This is a genomic window from Bacillus sp. FSL K6-2971 (genome assembly GCF_038006405.1).
GTDB classification, from domain to species: Bacteria; Bacillota; Bacilli; order Bacillales; family Bacillaceae; genus Bacillus; species Bacillus pumilus.
The window spans coordinates 1,084,269-1,101,231 of the sequence record NZ_JBBOVD010000001.1; the positions used below are offsets into that span (position 1 = coordinate 1,084,269).

Sequence of the window (16,963 nt, forward strand, 5' to 3'; positions counted from 1 at the left end):
AAATAATTCTGAATAATCATTGAAACGTACCCATTTATCCGCTAAGATAGCATCAGATTCAACCATTAATGCGAAGCGAAGGGGAGATTCCGTATGAAAGTATTGTATAATGACGATTTCATTGAAAAAAAGGATGCACATGTGGATATTGAAGACAGAGGCTATCAATTTGGTGACGGCGTCTATGAGGTCATCCGTGTATACAATGGGAATTTGTTTACATTAAAAGAGCATGCAGAGCGTCTGTTCAAGAGTGCAAAAGAAATCGGCATTCATCTTCAAGGTGCAGTATCAGATATGGAAGAAAAGTTAAAACAGCTCGTCGCCCATAACCAATTAACAGATGGCGGTGTGTATATTCAAGTCACGCGGGGCGTCGCACCTCGTAAACATCAATATGGCAATTCTCTCACTCCTCAAATTACAGCATATACGTTCCAGGTGAAAAAGCCTGTTCATGAGCAGACAGCTGGTGCAAAGGCTATATTATCTGAGGACCTTCGCTGGTTAAGATGTGATATTAAAAGCTTAAATCTTTTATATAACGTCATGGAAAAACAGAAAGCATCTGAAGCTGGTGCGTTTGAAGCCATTCTGATTAGAGACGGTTTTGTGACAGAGGGTACTTCCTCGAATGTATATGCCATCATTGATGGCGTGATTCGCACACATCCCGCAAACAATTTTATTCTAAACGGTATTACCCGTAGAAAGCTTCTTGAAGTATGTGATGAAGAGGGATGTAGCGTTGAAGAAACGCGTATAAGTAAAGAAGAGCTGCTGCGCGCGCAGGAAATCTTCATCAGCTCGACGACGGCTGAGGTCATTCCGATTGTTGAAATTGATGGTCAGCCAGTAGGTGAAGGCGTTCCAGGAGAGTTGACAAAGCGTGTACAGGAAGGCTTCCAACAAAAAATTAAACAGGAAAGTGAAGCATCGATTTCTTCATAAATAAAAAGAGGCTGTAAACGAATGTTTACAGCCTTTTGTGATTCTTTTATTTTACAATAAGCACAGGTATATCTGATTTTGATGATAACTTTTCACTTACACTGCCAAAGAGCATTTTTTTCAATCTGCTTTGGTCACGGGCTCCCATGACGATGAGGTCTGCTGAAATGTCTTCAGCATATTCGATAATCGCTTCCGCTGGTTCCCCCTCAACAATTTCAATGGCAGCTTCAAACTGCTCCTCATTTAAAAGCATTCTTGCTTCTGCAACGACCTCTTCTGTATGATCTTCAAAAATCAAAGGACTTTGCTGTTCATCATGAGGTACATACACAGGGGGTGTTTGAAGGTCTGCCATGCCGCCGCCGATATAAGCTCCGCCAGTCATTGGGCGCGGTGCATCAAACACCTGTCTGCTTGATTTGCCATCATGTGCATAGGCAACGGTCAGCTTGGCATTCAAGGTTTTGGCTAAAGCGATTGCCTTTTTTAATGCTTTCTTACTGTCTTCATGTCCATCAAACGCAACGACCATCCGATCAGCTTGAAACAATGTCCTCATTCCTTTCAAAAGGAGTCTTTACACTCATGGTATACCCGTTATCTGAAAAAGATACACATGAAGGCGGTGAACTTTTTGTTAGAAAATTTCATTTATTGAAAAATATTTATTGACAAAATGGTGACAGCCACTATAAGATAAAAAAAGATTCAAGAGCCAAAAGGAGGAAATGTCATGTGCAACATCATTGGAAGAATGAAATCAAACTGTATGAATGGGTTGATTCACGTGACAATTACACCTTCATTGGTCATTGAAAAGGGACTCGTATGTTCCAATTGATCGGATGAATCAAGGCGTATGTTGCGTATTTGTCAACATGCGCCTTTTTACATGACGAAAAGAGGCGTACCAGATAGCTGGTTGCCTCTTTTTTTGTTGTATTCATTTCGCATTTCGAAATAAAGGGATGAAGATCAACAAGTAAATGAAGAGGAGTGAAAGCATGTGAACATGCCAAAAACAAGACAAATGACAAAAACCAAAAAAACAATTCAAGGTGACAGCCAAGAAAATCTAGAAAGCGGCTAGCTTTAAAAGGAGAGACACACATGTTTTCAGTATTTACGAAATTAGGCTGGTTCTTCAAACAAGAGTGGAGGCGTTATACGATCGCCATTACACTCCTGCTCATTGTGAATGTGCTTGAAATGCTGCCGCCAAGATATCTTGGGCAGGCAGTTGATGACATTCGTTCTGGTCAATTTACAACATCCAGTATAATGTTTTATGTCACTATTTTTTGCTTGCTAGGTGTCGTCGTCTATACGCTGACATATTTTTGGATGTATCAGTTATTTGGCGGCGCAAATGTCATGGAGCGTGTAATGCGTGGGAAACTCATGCGCCACTTACTTAAGATGACACCTACCTTTTATGAGAAGAAAAAAACAGGTAACTTAATGGCATTAGGTACAAACGATTTGAATGCTGTAGCTTTAACGACAGGTTTTGGCGTTCTGACATTGGTGGATTCCACTGCTTATATGCTGATGATCTTTTTTACGATGGGGCTGACGATTAGCTGGAAATTAACTTTAATGGCGATTATCCCTATGCCGCTAATGGCGCTCTTGATTGCGTATTATGGCAGCAAGATTCATGATCGCTTTACAGTTGCTCAAGATGCATTTGGTGATATGAACGACCGCGTCCTTGAATCAGTCGCAGGCGTCCGGGTCATCCGGTCTTTTGTACAGGAGAAGCAAGATGTCGAACGCTTTCGTCAAATGACTGATGATGTATTTCAAAAAAATATGAGAGTGGCGGTCATTGATTCATTGTTTGAGCCGACAGTGAAATTACTTGTCGGTGTCAGCTACTTAATAGGAATTGGCTACGGAGCCTATCTTGTATTCCAAAGCGATTTAACCATTGGTGAGCTTGTCGCTTTTAACGTCTATCTTGGGATGATGATCTGGCCAATGTTTGCGATCGGCGAGTTGATTAATATTATGCAAAGAGGAAATGCGTCGTTAGACCGGTTGAATCATACACTCAGCTACAAGCCGGATGTCACAGACGCTTCTCAGCCAAAAACGTTACAAGAGCCTGGCGATATTCGGTTTGACCAAGTGACATTCAGGTATCCAACTTCCCCTAAAGATAATTTAATTGATGTGTCCTTTAGAGTTCGAAAGGGGCAGACGATCGGAATTACAGGCAAAACAGGAAGCGGTAAAACGACTATCGTAAAACAGCTTCTGCGCCAGTATCCAACAGGTGATGGTCAAATCCTGCTATCAGGAGTCCCAATCCAAGAAATCGAATTGGATCAGCTATTTCAATGGATCGGATACGTACCGCAAGATCATATTCTTTTTTCTAAAAGTGTAGAAGAGAATATGCGTTTTGGTCATCGAGACGCAAAACAAAATGAATTAGCACAAGCGATCAAAGATGCTTATTTCGAAAAAGATTTACGTCTGTTGCCAGAGGGTCTCGAAACCATGGTCGGAGAAAAAGGTGTGGCGCTGTCAGGTGGACAAAAGCAGCGAATTTCCATTGCACGCGCTTTATTAATAGATCCCGACATTTTAATACTGGATGACTCGCTTTCTGCGGTAGATGCAAAAACAGAAACCGCTATTTTAGAAAATTTAAGGCAAAATCGTCATGGGAAAACGACGTTTATTACGACTCATCGTCTATCAGCTGTTGAGCATGCAGATCTCATACTTGTCATGGAAGAAGGACGCATCGTCCAAAAGGGAACTCACGAAGAGCTCATTCAGCAAGATGGATGGTACAAAGAACAATTTCTACGTCAGCAGCTGACAAACCAGCTGGAAGGAGGGGATGAGGCATGACAACAGGAAGAAGACTCCTTGCCTACGCACTCCTTTATAAGAAAGTACTGTCTGTTGCCTTGATCTTTCTCATCATTGCAGTAGGTGCTGAACTGACAGGACCATTTATTGGGAAGAAAATGATTGATGATCATATTTTAGGTGTAGAAAAGCCTTATGTCGAGGTCAATGAAAAAACAGACAAAACCGTTTATTACCAGGGAAATAACTATATACGAAGCGATCGATTAGACAGTGGTATGGAATCTGGAAAACAAATCAATGTGGTGCAAGTCGGATTCGGTTACTATTTTGTGAATGAGCCGATTCGCTTTGATGGAAACCGAAAGATCTCGGGAGATCAGCTTACCATTGAAAATGGAAACGAGCACGAGACCTATCAAGTACAGCGTTTATCGAAAGAGGAAATTTTCTCTTTTTATGAGCCGGAAATCAGTGGTTTGGTGCAGCTTGTTCTATTTTATCTAGGGCTTCTCGTTATTGCGATTTTCTTTCAATATGCGCAGCATTATCTGTTACAGCGAATAGCCAACCGAATTATTCAAAAAATGAGGGTGGATGTATTTGAGCATATTCAAACACTGCCTATCCGGTATTTTGATAATTTACCTGCTGGAAAGGTCGTAGCGAGGATTACCAATGACACAGAAACCATTCGTGATTTATATGTGACAGTCCTCGCTAATTTCGTGACGAGTGCGATTTACATGATAGGAATTTATATTGCCATGTTTTTATTAAATGTGAAGCTGGCACTCATTTGTTTAGTGGCGGTACCGATTATTTTCCTATGGTCGATGACCTACAGAAAGTTTGCATCAGTGTACAACCACCGCATTCGTTCGATCATTAGTGACATCAATGCCAAGCTAAATGAAGCCATTCAAGGGATGACCATTATTCAAGCGTTTCGTCATGAAAAAGTGACGAAAGAGGAATTTGATGAGCTGAACAACAATCACTTTCGATATCAGCGAAAGATGCTGCATTTAAATTCACTTCTGTCGCATAACTTGGTTAACCTGCTTCGGAATTTAGCCTATGTGGCACTCATTTGGTATTTTGGCGGTGCGTCCTTAAGTCCGACGGGCATTGTGTCAATTGGTGTGCTCTATGCGTTTGTCGATTATTTAAATCGATTATTTCAGCCGATTACAGGTATTGTGAACCAATTCTCGAGATTGGAATTAGCAAGGGTTTCATCGGAAAGGGTTTTCCGATTATTGGATGAGCCAGGAACAACAGTGGAAGAACCTGTTCAAAAGAAAATGGAGGGACACGTTCAGTTCCAAGATGTCACCTTTGCTTATAATGAAGGAAATAATGTATTAAAGAACATTACGTTCGAGGCAAAAAAAGGCCAAACGGTTGCACTTGTGGGGCATACTGGTTCTGGGAAAAGCTCGATCATGAACTTGCTGCTGCGTTTTTATGACATTCAGCAAGGAGACATTCTCATTGATGGAGAAAGCATTTATCGCCAGTCTCGGCAAACGTTGCGGAAACAAATGGGCATTGTGCTTCAAGACCCGTATTTATTTTCCGGAACGATTGCATCTAATGTCAGCTTAGGAAATGAAGACATTAAAAGAGAAACGATTGAAGCATCATTAAAACAAGTAGGCGCAGTAGAGTTATTGAAGCATCTGCCAGAAGGATTTGATGAACCAGTCGTTGAAAAGGGAAGTACTCTTTCCTCAGGGGAACGTCAGTTAATTTCATTTGCTCGTGCACTAGCGTACGATCCAGCGATCTTAATTTTAGATGAAGCCACCGCAAACATTGATACAGAAACAGAAGCGATCATTCAGCGAGCACTTGATGTCGTCAAAGAAGGACGAACAACTTTTGTCATTGCTCACCGATTATCCACCATTAAGAAAGCCGATATGATTTTGGTTTTAGAAAAAGGGGAAATTGTCGAGCGGGGTAGTCATGATCAACTCATGCAGCAAGAAGGGCTATATGCGCAAATGTACGAACTGCAAAAGGGTGCTGTGGCAAACAGTTGATGAATCACAAAAAAGAGCCTATTCATATTGAATGAGGCTCTTTTGATTTGCATAAAAAAGTCGAGAAATCGTTTTTGACCTCGATCTTTACTCGTTATGCGTCATTAGTAGGCAATGCCGACGCGTTGATGTACAAATTCCTTCGAATTTAACTGCTGATATAAAAAGTGTGCGGTATCTTCAACTGAAATTTTCTTTCCATCTATAGGGAGAAAATCTTTCTCATAGCGATATGACCGTGTCACTTCTCCGTCTGGTAAATAGGTTGGACAAATAATGGTCCAATCTAAATCAGTCGATTGAAGGAGTTCAAACGCTTTGGCATGCTCCTTAGCTGCTCGGGAAGTGGTCCGCCTTGATTCATTTGTTTCAAAACGGTAAAGTTCCGGCTGCTGCCTTGCCTTTAAAATACCTGCTGTACCTATTGTAATAATTCTTGATGTATTTGATTGCTTCATGGCTTCTACGATATGCTCCATTGAAACAGATAATGTATCATCACCATCTGTCGATAGACAGCTCACAACAATATCTGCTCCTTTGATCGTCTCAAGCACATCTTCTCGATTTCTTGAATTGCCGGTGACTTGAAACATACCCGCAAGCATTTCTTCTCGGTTTGTCCGAATCAATGAACGAACTATGTAACGATCATCTACTTGAACGAAACGAAGAAATGCTTGTCCTACACGTCCATGAGCACCGAAAATAGCTATTTTCATCTGTTCGATCCCTCCACTACATACTATAAGTGAAAAGAACCGAAAATGGTACAACTTTTATGTGATGCTTTTTTTATAAAGGTGAAAGGACCGAATACTATGAGCATATTCACATAATAGAGAGATACCTACGAATTGTAGAAGTTCAAAGTTCATACCGGAAATAATGTCCATGAAGATCCGCTCCTTTCTACTCCATGATATGAGTTGGAAAGGAGATTGGTGAGGGAGAATAATAAAAAAAGAAGACACCTTAAGAGGTGCCTTCTAATATCCAGATATGAAATTAAGCTTTTGTTCCACCCATGTGTTGTTGCGCGTAAGACACAAGACGTTTTGTGATTTCTCCACCAACTGAACCGTTAGCACGAGCTGTAGTTTCTGCTCCAAGGTTAACGCCAAATTCAGAAGCGATTTCGTATTTCATTTGATCGATTGCTTGCTCTGCTCCTGGAACTAGTAATTGATTTGAACTATTAGAATTTGCCATGATGTGAATCTCCTTTTTGTATATGATTTGGTTTTTGGTTGGGTTTGCTGGAATCGCACCAGCGAAATGATCAAGTCATTTGCCACTTGGCGAAACCCAGTGCAGTAACTGCTTTGTACTAAGTATTATGGTGATTTTCGAAAAAAACATACGAGAAAAGAACATGGTAAATGTTGTTCAACATGCAAAAAAGCCATCACTCAATCATGAGTGATGGCACTGCATATATCTCTTTATTCAGCGGAACGGATGCGGAGCTCCGTATCCGAATCAAAGAAGTGGGCTTTGTTCATATCGATGGCAAGAGGTATAGATTGTCCGGCCTGAACCTCGGTACGAGAATCAACACGTGCAATAAAAGACTGACCATCGAGAGAAGAGTAAAGCATCGTTTCTGCTCCCATTAATTCAGCAACTTCTACGTTAGCATCAATCTTTGTGCCCTCAGACGCTTCTATAAACACGGGTTCATCATGAAAATCTTCTGGTCTGATACCAAGGATGATATCTTTTCCTATATAACCTTGGCTGCGTAATACCTTCATCTTTCCTTCTGGTACACGTATATGCGTTTTTCCAACTGCAATGGCACCGTCAGAGAGCTTTCCTGTAAAAAAATTCATCGCAGGAGAACCAATGAATCCACCTACAAATACATTCTCTGGATTTTCATATACATCCTTCGGCGCTCCAACCTGCTGAATAAAGCCATCTTTCATTACGACAAGACGAGTAGCCATTGTCATAGCTTCAGTCTGATCATGTGTGACATAGATAAATGTCGTTTGCAGACGCTGATGAAGCTTAGATATTTCAGCACGCATTTGAACGCGAAGTTTTGCATCTAAATTAGAAAGCGGCTCATCCAAAAGAAAGACCTTTGCATCACGCACAATTGCTCTCCCGAGTGCAACACGCTGTCTTTGACCTCCAGACAGTGCTTTTGGTTTCCTGTCTAAATATTGCTCAAGGCCTAATATTTTAGCGGCATTTCGAACCCGCTCATCAATTTCTGTTTTCGGGAACTTCCGCAACTTTAATCCAAAAGCCATATTATCGTATACATTCATGTGAGGGTATAATGCATAGTTTTGGAAAACCATTGCGATATCCCGGTCTTTTGGTGCTACATCATTCATCCGTTTTCCGTCTAAAAGAAAATCCCCTTGTGAAATCTCTTCAAGTCCTGCAATCATGCGAAGGGTTGTTGATTTTCCGCACCCAGATGGACCAACAAATACAACAAATTCTTTATCTTCTATATGTAGATTAAAGTTGTCTACTGCTGTTACCTTGTTATCATACACTTTATAAATTTGATTGAGCATCATTTCAGCCATAGATGATAACCTCCCCATTTACTTGTTGAAAGCGCTTTACTTGTAAATAAAGTGTATAAAATGGGGAAGCGTCTGTAAATGGACAACGTGCACAACATCTCATTTTCATTTTTGGGCAGGGTGCTCATGTCACTGAATGTTATGAAAGGTCGAGAAGATTCATCATAAAATAGACGGCAGATGCTTCTGGAAAATGTCGTATATCAATTCCTGTTCGCTCAATAAATTTATCAATTCGATATTGAAGGCTGTTTCTGTGAACATATAAAGCTTTTGCTGCCTTAGATGCATTTAAGTTACATTGCATATAAGTCATGAGGGTACGGTAAACGTCCCGATCAAGGACCGCCTCTTTAAAAGCATCTGAAATAGCATGAGAGAGGGCGGATTCATCATAACGTAAGAGTGAGGGTAGACATTGATAAATTGTGCAAATCCCTGACCTAGGCTTAGCTCGCTGCATATGGCCCAAGACAAGCTGCTGTTCTTTTAACAATTTATTCTGTAAATGTTCATTTGGCAAATGGAGCTGTCCTTGTAAAAAGACTGAGTCTGTTAAAAAGTCACTTGTAATGGCTAGAGACAAATCATATAGTAGCTCTAATTGACTATTTTCTGATGTAGCGTTTGTTTGAATCAGCATCGCTGTATGAGCGCCTGTCCAAATGAAATGAGTTTGTTCGAGGCTGTGGACCACAGCCTCTTTTATTTGCTGCCTTTGTTCTGCTTGATGTGACATTTTAAAATAATATACACGGACGGGGTGCTGAACAGTTAGTGGTTTGTTATCAAAAAGATAGCTGTACCATTTTTGTTCATCCTCAGTCTGCTTTGTGTGAGAAAGATCAATTGGTGTAAGGAAAGTATTGAGGAGAAGTGTTTCTCTAGCTGTAAGCTTTGATTTGTCTACTCCAAATAATTCGCCTTCGTCTGTTTGGTACCAAAGAATTTGATGATCATCTGTAGGGGAGCTGATGATATGCTCTCCGTAAACAAGCTTTAATTTTTCTAACATGGCGAAGCTCCTTAAACAGTTTAATCATAGACATGGAATAGCATTAATTCGTGGATTTCTTCTTTTAATGTTGGTTCGACTTCATGGGGCGGAAGCTGAGAGCCCCATTCAATATCACCTGTTTTGTGGTAGATGCCTTCGTAGTGCGCACCATTGTGAAAAAAGGATATTTTCCAGCCTGGCAATTGTGCTTTTTTAAAGAGAGGTTTCCATTGAAAATGAGAAATCATATCATTATTGCCTCCTTGCTTTTATTGATGAAACAATAAATAAACACGACAATACGGAAACAACCTTGAACTTGATTTTATTGTATCTCATCTGATGAAAAGAGCATAGGAAAAGCATAGATTTCATAGCACCCTCACTTTAAAACGAAAAACATTCAGTAGACGTTTGTATGGTCTGTAGTTGTTGAGGTCGTTTGTGAAAGGTAAGATGCGTAATCCATGATTCTTTTGCCGATCAGCCTTTCTGAGTTTCGCAATGAGACATGCTGGAAAACCTCGCGGCCAGGGCGAGAATTGGCTTCAAACATCCAGATAGCTCCTGTCTGATCAATACCTAAATCAAAACCGATTTCACCAATATGACCGGACATTTTTTCATCAATTACCTGACTAAGCGTGATGGCCGTATAAGAAAGCTGCTCTAAGATTTTGAAACGCTTCTTCTTTTCTGGAAAAACATCATAAAGTGTTCTCACGGAGCCACCATGTGAATGGTGAGTCGTGACGGTGTGATTGCCAGAAATTTTTGCTGCTGCTGCTGTGACTGTCCAATGACCGTACTTATTTTTATTGGTATGGACTCTGAAATCCATTGGTTGATTGTCTATTTGAAGAAGTGCAATGCCTTGTTGAGCCATAAAGTCTTGAACCGCGTGATCTTTCCGGAGATTGGTCACGAAATCCTCTAATGAGTCATATGGAACAGCTCTTCCTTGATTTGAGCATACAATGATTCCATGAGCCTTCTTGTTTAATTGATAAATATCGTCGCCGTGACTGCCGTTTGACGGTTTTAAGTAAATGACCTGATGTAGATGGAGGAGTGTTTCTATTTTATTTAGAGCGTCCACCGGGTCCAATTGAATGGAATGTGGAAGAAAAGGACATGTTTTTTCATCTGTTAACAGTTGTTCATGAATATCCCATTTGTTAAAAAAATGAGGGTTGAACCAAGGAATATCATAGTCTTGAGTGAGTTTGCGTTTTGTTTCTTGAATGAATGCTGACTGAGCAGTCTTTCTACTTGGAAGACGGTCGTAAATGACTGAAGGCAGGGGCATCTGTTTTTTAACCCATGTTTGCTGTTGGTACAACAATCCTTCTACCATTCCTTTATCCCAATCAATAGAATGAGTACCAAAAAGATAGGCAAAACCGGCATGTTGTTTGAAAGAGCGCAGCAGTTTGATAAAAAAGTCTGATCTCGTTCCGAGTGGCTGCGTGCTTTGCTCAAAACCTGCGGTGAAAATACCAAGCAGTGGCCCTAAAAACAGGGTATGATCAATGGCGATCACATCAGCTTTTGATTGATAAGGAATTCGTAAATCTCTATATAGATCTTCTGATAATAAAATTTTCTTCGGATGTTGATGATAGGAAACGGTGAAGTCATCTATTAAACGGGAACCTAAAGCAAGAGAATAGATCGCCTCCTGCTGTTTAAAACGGACGGGAAGATGAATTGTTTTTTCACTTGTGGGATGAGGAGCGATGATGCAGCGATTTTTGTTCATAAGATACCTCCTTCGGTTGAGACTTCATCGATTGGGCATGTGCAAGAATGGTACGAATCAAATGATTTTCCTTGTCAGGATAAGCTTTTAAAAAAGCGGATCGCCCTGGTTTTGATCTTATATTTGATATGAAAAGCCTGCCTTCACTTGTATGAAGTAAGTCTACAGCGAATTCAAAGCAAGGGGAAAGGGTTTTATCTATATATACTGGCAGAGATGCTTGAATGGATGCAATATCATCTAAAAGAAGCTCTTTGATGTGCGGAAGCAAGGTGTTTATATAGTGATCAAAGCCTATCATGGCTGCTGATTTTTGTGTAATGCTTAAATGACTATTTTCTGTAGGTGATTTTGTGTGAATTCCTATGCGATTCCACTGATTTTGTGAATCTTTCATCAGGAAAATCCTTATTTCATTGAATAAAAAGTCTTTTTCATCACTCGTCTGAAAAAATTGAAGGAAATATCGGCCTACATATTTTTTACACCAACGCTCTATATCTGATGGACGCGAAAATGTGATGACTTGCTCGGGACTTAGCTGAACAGTGAAAGTGTTGTCTTTTAAGAAAATGAAGTAAGTAGATGCTGCATGGTGTTGAGAGAGCGGCTGCATTTTACAATAACCGTCTTTCCTTAACATGCTGAGAAGGTCTGATGTCTTTTTTAATAATGAGCAGACAGGTAAATATGGCTGTAAAGCAGGGAGAAGGCGGAGCTGCTCGAATAGCATCATTTTATTTGAAATACCTGTATTCAAAAAATCTGTTTTCGGATACTTTTTCAGCCAATCCATGATTGGTTTTGCTTTTTTAGATTGTGCGTCATGCTTGTAAAGGCATCGATCGTAAATCAAGTCAGGAATCTCAAATTCTGCTGCGACGAATCCATGACCATTCGTATATGTTTGACCTTGTATCAAATTTGAAGCCGGCTTTAAATCAAGTGGTGTAAAACGGACAACCTTTAAACCATAAGCAGGGGCAGCTTTGGCTAGCCCACGTGTGAATGTCTCTTCATACTTCGGTGAAAGGGTCACAATACCTAATGTTGATGTCATTAAAAAACACCTTCTTTTCAACTTCTTTTTTTACCAGCAGAAAAACACTTTTTTATGATTTTACATAAAGATTGCGCTCCTTTATCATTACGACAGATCGATTGATCATATGTCTAGCAGCATGCTTCATTTGCTTGGGAACTTGACAACAACTATAATACGTATAGGTTAAAACAATAAACATCGGGTGTTATTTGAAAGGTTGATGACGACTTTGAATATATTCACAACGTTTATCTTTATGATTGTGATAGGCGCAGTCATTGGAGCAGCAACAAACCATCTTGCGATTAAAATGCTTTTTCGCCCTTATAAGCCGTATTACTTATTCGGGAAACAGCTTCCTTTTACACCAGGGCTCATTCCGAAAAGAAGAGACGAAGTAGCCAAGCAAGTTGGTGTCATGGTGATGGAGCATTTGCTCACGCCAGAAGGTATTCAAAAGCGATTTGAATCATCGGAGGCAAAGCAAGAAATCTTACATACAGTCCATCGATATATTGACAAAGGCGCTGAAATGGAGATAACAGTGCTATCTTTGCTTGAAAGCTTCGGCGTATCACAGGCTGACGTCAAAGCAGATGAATGGATCCATGAGTGGTCTGATCATAAGCTCAATTCACTACTTGAAAATTATAATGAGCAAACTTTATCTGAATTGCTTCCGCAAGATGTGGAAAACAAAATATCTTCAAAAATTCCAGATGCAGCAGATTATATTTTAAAGAGAGGGATTCATTATTTTGAAAGTGAGGAAGGAAAATCAAGACTCGGTAATATGATTGATGATTTCTTAAAAGAAAGAGGAATGCTCGGCAGTATGGTCCAAATGTTTCTAGGAAATTCAAGCTTAATTGATCGGGTACATCCTGAAATCATCAAATTTTTAAGAAACGCAGAGACAAAAAGGTTTTTATCAGATTTGCTTGTTCAAGAATGGGACAAGGTGAAGCAGTTCTCTCTACATGAGCTTGATGAAAGATGGAATGTGAAGGAACTTATATTTAGCGTGAAAAACCAATTGCTTTCTCATTTCTCAACCAAGCTGATATTAGACAGGTCAGTTGGGTCATATGTCAGTGCTGTAGCGGATGATCTTAAAACACACGTTGCACCAGTACTGATTCAAAAGGGGATCAGTGCGGCATCAAATGTTTTAGAGGGTCTGCTGGCAAAGTTGCAATTTGAAGACATCATTCGTGAACAAATTGAACTTTTCCCGCTAGAAAAAATGGAAGAGCTTGTCGTCAGTATTTCCAATAAGGAGCTCAAGATGATTACATTCTTAGGCGGTCTTTTAGGCGGATTAATTGGCGCAATCCAAGCAATCTTTGTCACGTTATTTTAAGACAGACTAGAGAAATTTTGATGAATTCATTGTATATATGTGAAACGAAAGCCATAGTTTGTTATAGTGGAGTGGTGTCCGCCGATCATATCGGTGATAACGGATAGAAAGGAGACATAACATGTCTGTAAATGTTTATGATGTTGCATATGACCTTGAAAAAGCACTGCGTCATAGCGAAGAATATTCAACTTTAAAAAATCTTTATGATGAGGTAAACGCGGATGAATCCTCTAAAAGAATGTTCGAGAACTTCCGTGACATTCAAGTAAACCTTCAACAAAAACAAATGACTGGTCAAGAGATCACACAAGAAGAAGTGGAGCAAGCTCAAAAAACAGTAGCCCTTGTTCAACAGCACGATAAAATCTCTCAGTTGATGGAAGCAGAACAACGTGTGAGTGTTCTCATCGGAGAATTAAATAAAGTGATCATGAAGCCTCTTGAAGAGCTTTATGGGAATCCAGAAGAAAATTAATGAAAAGGGCGATGATATTCGCCCTTTTTTTATTTCACATGTTCCCTGTCTAACTTTTCAAAAAAAGGTTGTCGAAGCTCATAAATTCTGCGATAATACTTATATTGAAAGTGCTTTCAAATGAGCGCTCTCATGGGACAATTGGGTGCGTTTCACTTGGGATTTATGGCGATTAGCCAAACGAGAGAGAAGCGCTTCTGGGAGAAACACAAAGCATAAGGGGATCTGATATAAGCAATGCTTTGGTGTGTGAAAGATAAGGGGATCATGGGGAGCTTCATCACCTCATTGTGACGCATCCAAACCATACATAAAAAAAAGCCTAGGGGTAGGCTTTTTTTATTTGCAAAAGATTCATAACACACAGAGCTCTTTTAACTGCATGTTCTAAAGCACCAAGCTAGGGCATATCCTCATCGTAAGTACAGTCATCAAGAAGGGGGATGCCTCAGTGTCAAAAAAATTACTTGCACTCAATATAGATGGAACGTTACTTCGTTCCAATGGAAAAATCCATTCCGCTACAAAAGAAGCTGTGGAATACGTGAAGAAAAAAGGGGTTTACGTGACGCTTGTCACCAACCGGCATTTTCGTTCCGCACAAAAAATTGCCAAGGCGTTGAAGATTCCAACGTCAACCCTTGTGACGCATAGTGGTGCATTTATCGCGAATAAACTCGATGAGCCGCTTCATGTGAAGAAACTAACGGAAGAAAAAACGTTTAATCTTGTACAAATTCTTGAAAGCTTTGATTGTAATGTTCGCTTGCTGCATGAAAAATTCTCGATTGGCAACCGGAAAAAAACGCAGTCACAGCTGATGGGAAAGACGTTGATTCATCCGTCTGATCCAATTTTCTATCCCGTGCAATTTGTTGAATCGCTAAGTGATATGCTGATGGATGAACCGGTCAGTACACCAGTGATTGAAGTATATTCAACCGCAGAGCTTCAGCCTGAAATTCACCGAACCATTCAACAAGCTTTTCCATCTGTCGATCTTATTCGGATCAGTGATGAGAAAATGAATATTGTATGCAAAGGCGTATCGAAAGAAGCGGGGCTTTCTCTATTGACCTCAGCATTAGGTTTGACTTTAGAAGATACGGTGGTCATTGGGCAGGGAACAGATGATATCCCAATGCTCGAATTGGCTGGCTTAGGCGTTGCGATGGGAAATGCACCTCATACTGTTAAGCGTAAAGCCGATTGGGTGACACGTTCGCACGATGAACAGGGAGTCGCTTATATGATCAAAGAATACTTTAGAATGCAGCAAAGAGAAGGATTTTTACATCAATTCGATATTAAACGATAATATAGACGAAGGCCCTGTCAATTAAGAAATGGCAGGGCCTTCAACTGTTCCAGTCATTGCTTTTCCTACATAGATTTTGTAAAATGAAACAAGTTTGAAGATAAAGGTGATACGATGCGAATTTTAATTAAAGGGCTGTCAGATGAACGATTTCATCGCCCGCTTGTCAATATAGCCAATTTATTTGAAGAAGATAGTGAAGTGCTGTTTGATCCAGATGAATTGGAAGATGGCTTAACCATGGTGTTTAGCTGGGAAGAAGAAAATGGAACGGTGGAAGCATCTGGCTATATCGCTGGGTCAGACATCACTAGTCGTTTTTCGCGAGACGTCCCAGAGGGCTTGAATGACAAGGAGCGCTGGAAGCAAATCAAAAACACAGTGCTGTCTGTTTATTTACATCTGCTTCAGGAGCACACAGGAATGACGCAAAAGTGGGGTATTCTCACAGGGATACGTCCTACAAAATTACTTCATAAGATGCTGAGAGAAGGTATGACAAAGGAAGATGCGCATGCTGCATTAAAGCGTGATTATTTGATTCATGATGAAAAAATCGATTTGATGCAGGAGATTGTTGACCGTCAGCTTCAAGCGATTCCGGATCTGTATGACCTTCAGCAGGAAGTAAGTATTTATATTGGTATTCCTTTCTGCCCAACAAAATGCGCTTATTGCACGTTTCCTGCTTATGCGATTAAAGGACAAGCTGGAAGAGTGGGAACGTTTTTGTTTGGTCTGCATTATGAGATGCAAAAAATTGGTGCTTGGCTAAAAGAACATGGGATCAAAGTGACGACTGTTTATTTTGGCGGAGGTACGCCGACAAGTATCACTGCGGAAGAAATGGATTTGCTGTATGAAGAAATGTATCGCTCGTTCCCTGATGTGAAACATATACGGGAAGTGACTGTCGAAGCAGGACGTCCTGATACGATTTCGCCTGATAAGCTAGAGGTGCTAAACCGATATCATATTGACCGGATTAGTATCAATCCACAATCGTATGAGAATGAAACACTGAAAGCCATTGGCCGGCACCATAGTGTAGAAGAAACGATTGAAAAGTATCACTTATCAAGACAGTATGGCATGAATAATATTAATATGGACTTAATTATTGGTTTGCCAGGAGAAGGGCTCAAGGAATTCCAGCATTCCTTGCAGCAGACTGAAGAACTTAAGCCTGAATCTTTAACTGTGCATACGCTCTCCTTTAAAAGAGCGTCTGAGATGACACGCAATAAGGACAAATATCAAGTAGCTGACCGAGAAGAAATCACACGTATGATGGATGAAGCGGTCGCTTGGACGAAAGCACATGACTATCATCCTTATTATTTATATAGACAAAAAAACATCTTAGGGAACCTTGAAAATGTCGGGTATTCATTAGATGGACAGGAAAGTTTGTATAATATCATTATTATGGAAGAAGTGCAGACAATCATTGGGATTGGATGCGGTGCTGCTAGTAAGTTCATTGATCCACGTTCAGGAAAAATTACGCAATATGCCAATCCAAAAGATCCAAAATCATATAATGACCGTTATGAACACTATACTGAAGAGAAAATTCAATTTCTTGAGTCATTATTTGTTCCTCACGTTTAA

15 protein-coding genes are annotated in these 16,963 nt (G+C 40.2%); 7 read left to right on the forward strand and 8 right to left on the reverse strand.

The features are described 5' to 3' along the window. Positions 1–93: 93 nt before the first annotated feature. A complete protein-coding gene (gene dat, locus MHI33_RS05405; RefSeq protein ID WP_340909700.1) occupies positions 94–951 on the forward strand; it encodes a D-amino-acid transaminase in 858 nt (285 codons plus the stop codon). Between the two features lie 46 nt (positions 952–997). Here the strand turns inward: dat and MHI33_RS05410 are convergent, their stop codons facing one another. Next, positions 998–1,504 (reverse strand): universal stress protein, encoded by a 507-nt coding sequence (locus MHI33_RS05410; protein ID WP_003210990.1) that lies wholly within the window; start codon positions 1,502–1,504, stop codon positions 998–1,000. Between the two features lie 560 nt (positions 1,505–2,064). Here MHI33_RS05410 and MHI33_RS05415 point away from each other — a divergent pair. Both MHI33_RS05415 and MHI33_RS05420 read left to right on the forward strand, forming a co-directional pair. Next, the gene (locus MHI33_RS05415; protein WP_065098944.1) at positions 2,065–3,822 is read left to right on the forward strand and encodes an ABC transporter ATP-binding protein; all 1,758 of its coding nucleotides are present in this window, start codon (positions 2,065–2,067) and stop codon (positions 3,820–3,822) included. Then, positions 3,819–5,834, forward strand: a complete 2,016-nt coding sequence (locus MHI33_RS05420; protein WP_065098943.1) for an ABC transporter ATP-binding protein — start codon at positions 3,819–3,821, stop codon at positions 5,832–5,834. The genes MHI33_RS05415 and MHI33_RS05420 overlap by 4 nt, the downstream gene beginning before the upstream one ends. A gap of 104 nt (positions 5,835–5,938) precedes the next feature. Here MHI33_RS05420 and MHI33_RS05425 read toward each other — a convergent pair whose 3' ends face one another. The 7 genes from MHI33_RS05425 to MHI33_RS05455 form a co-directional block, all read right to left on the reverse strand. Next, the gene (locus tag MHI33_RS05425; RefSeq protein ID WP_340909703.1) at positions 5,939–6,556 is read right to left on the reverse strand and encodes an NAD(P)-dependent oxidoreductase; all 618 of its coding nucleotides are present in this window, start codon (positions 6,554–6,556) and stop codon (positions 5,939–5,941) included. 286 nt (positions 6,557–6,842) lie between these two features. Further along, a complete protein-coding gene (locus tag MHI33_RS05430; RefSeq protein ID WP_003210761.1) occupies positions 6,843–7,046 on the reverse strand; it encodes an alpha/beta-type small acid-soluble spore protein in 204 nt (67 codons plus the stop codon). Between the two features lie 233 nt (positions 7,047–7,279). Further along, positions 7,280–8,386, reverse strand: a complete 1,107-nt coding sequence (locus tag MHI33_RS05435; protein WP_065098942.1) for an ABC transporter ATP-binding protein — start codon at positions 8,384–8,386, stop codon at positions 7,280–7,282. Between the two features lie 139 nt (positions 8,387–8,525). Continuing rightward, positions 8,526–9,401 (reverse strand): helix-turn-helix domain-containing protein, encoded by an 876-nt coding sequence (locus tag MHI33_RS05440; protein WP_065098941.1) that lies wholly within the window; start codon positions 9,399–9,401, stop codon positions 8,526–8,528. Between the two features lie 20 nt (positions 9,402–9,421). Continuing rightward, positions 9,422–9,631, reverse strand: a complete 210-nt coding sequence (locus tag MHI33_RS05445; RefSeq protein WP_003211787.1) for a YheE family protein — start codon at positions 9,629–9,631, stop codon at positions 9,422–9,424. A gap of 155 nt (positions 9,632–9,786) precedes the next feature. Then, positions 9,787–11,145 carry a YheC/YheD family endospore coat-associated protein gene (locus MHI33_RS05450; protein WP_065098940.1) on the reverse strand — a complete coding sequence of 453 codons (1,359 nt, stop codon included), beginning with the start codon at positions 11,143–11,145 and terminating at the stop codon, positions 9,787–9,789. After that, complete coding sequence (locus MHI33_RS05455) at positions 11,102–12,205, reverse strand: YheC/YheD family protein (RefSeq protein ID WP_065098939.1); 1,104 nt, start codon at positions 12,203–12,205, stop codon at positions 11,102–11,104. Before MHI33_RS05455 ends, MHI33_RS05450 begins: the two co-directional genes overlap by 44 nt. Before the next feature lie 214 nt (positions 12,206–12,419). Between MHI33_RS05455 and MHI33_RS05460 the strand changes: the two genes are divergently transcribed. The 4 genes from MHI33_RS05460 (at position 12,420) to MHI33_RS05475 (ending at position 16,963) form a co-directional block, all read left to right on the forward strand. Then, complete coding sequence (locus MHI33_RS05460) at positions 12,420–13,553, forward strand: DUF445 domain-containing protein (protein ID WP_065098938.1); 1,134 nt, start codon at positions 12,420–12,422, stop codon at positions 13,551–13,553. Between the two features lie 121 nt (positions 13,554–13,674). Then, positions 13,675–14,031, forward strand: a complete 357-nt coding sequence (locus MHI33_RS05465; RefSeq protein WP_012009440.1) for a YlbF family regulator — start codon at positions 13,675–13,677, stop codon at positions 14,029–14,031. Positions 14,032–14,482: 451 nt separating this feature from the next. After that, complete coding sequence (locus MHI33_RS05470; RefSeq protein WP_065098937.1) at positions 14,483–15,349, forward strand: Cof-type HAD-IIB family hydrolase; 867 nt, start codon at positions 14,483–14,485, stop codon at positions 15,347–15,349. 114 nt (positions 15,350–15,463) lie between these two features. Next, complete coding sequence (locus tag MHI33_RS05475) at positions 15,464–16,963, forward strand: coproporphyrinogen III oxidase (RefSeq protein ID WP_044140674.1); 1,500 nt, start codon at positions 15,464–15,466, stop codon at positions 16,961–16,963.

Coding starts and splice junctions, on each gene's coding strand:
- MHI33_RS05465 (WP_012009440.1), top strand. CDS start 13,675: ATGTCTGTAAATGTTTATGATGTTGCATATGACCTTGAAAAAGCACTG.
- MHI33_RS05445 (WP_003211787.1), bottom strand. CDS start 9,631: ATGATTTCTCATTTTCAATGGAAACCTCTCTTTAAAAAAGCACAATTG.
- MHI33_RS05450 (WP_065098940.1), bottom strand. CDS start 11,145: ATGAACAAAAATCGCTGCATCATCGCTCCTCATCCCACAAGTGAAAAA.
- MHI33_RS05415 (WP_065098944.1), top strand. CDS start 2,065: ATGTTTTCAGTATTTACGAAATTAGGCTGGTTCTTCAAACAAGAGTGG.
- MHI33_RS05420 (WP_065098943.1), top strand. CDS start 3,819: ATGACAACAGGAAGAAGACTCCTTGCCTACGCACTCCTTTATAAGAAA.
- MHI33_RS05430 (WP_003210761.1), bottom strand. CDS start 7,046: ATGGCAAATTCTAATAGTTCAAATCAATTACTAGTTCCAGGAGCAGAG.
- dat (WP_340909700.1), top strand. CDS start 94: ATGAAAGTATTGTATAATGACGATTTCATTGAAAAAAAGGATGCACAT.
- MHI33_RS05440 (WP_065098941.1), bottom strand. CDS start 9,401: ATGTTAGAAAAATTAAAGCTTGTTTACGGAGAGCATATCATCAGCTCC.
- MHI33_RS05425 (WP_340909703.1), bottom strand. CDS start 6,556: ATGAAAATAGCTATTTTCGGTGCTCATGGACGTGTAGGACAAGCATTT.
- MHI33_RS05435 (WP_065098942.1), bottom strand. CDS start 8,386: ATGGCTGAAATGATGCTCAATCAAATTTATAAAGTGTATGATAACAAG.
- MHI33_RS05475 (WP_044140674.1), top strand. CDS start 15,464: ATGCGAATTTTAATTAAAGGGCTGTCAGATGAACGATTTCATCGCCCG.
- MHI33_RS05455 (WP_065098939.1), bottom strand. CDS start 12,205: ATGACATCAACATTAGGTATTGTGACCCTTTCACCGAAGTATGAAGAG.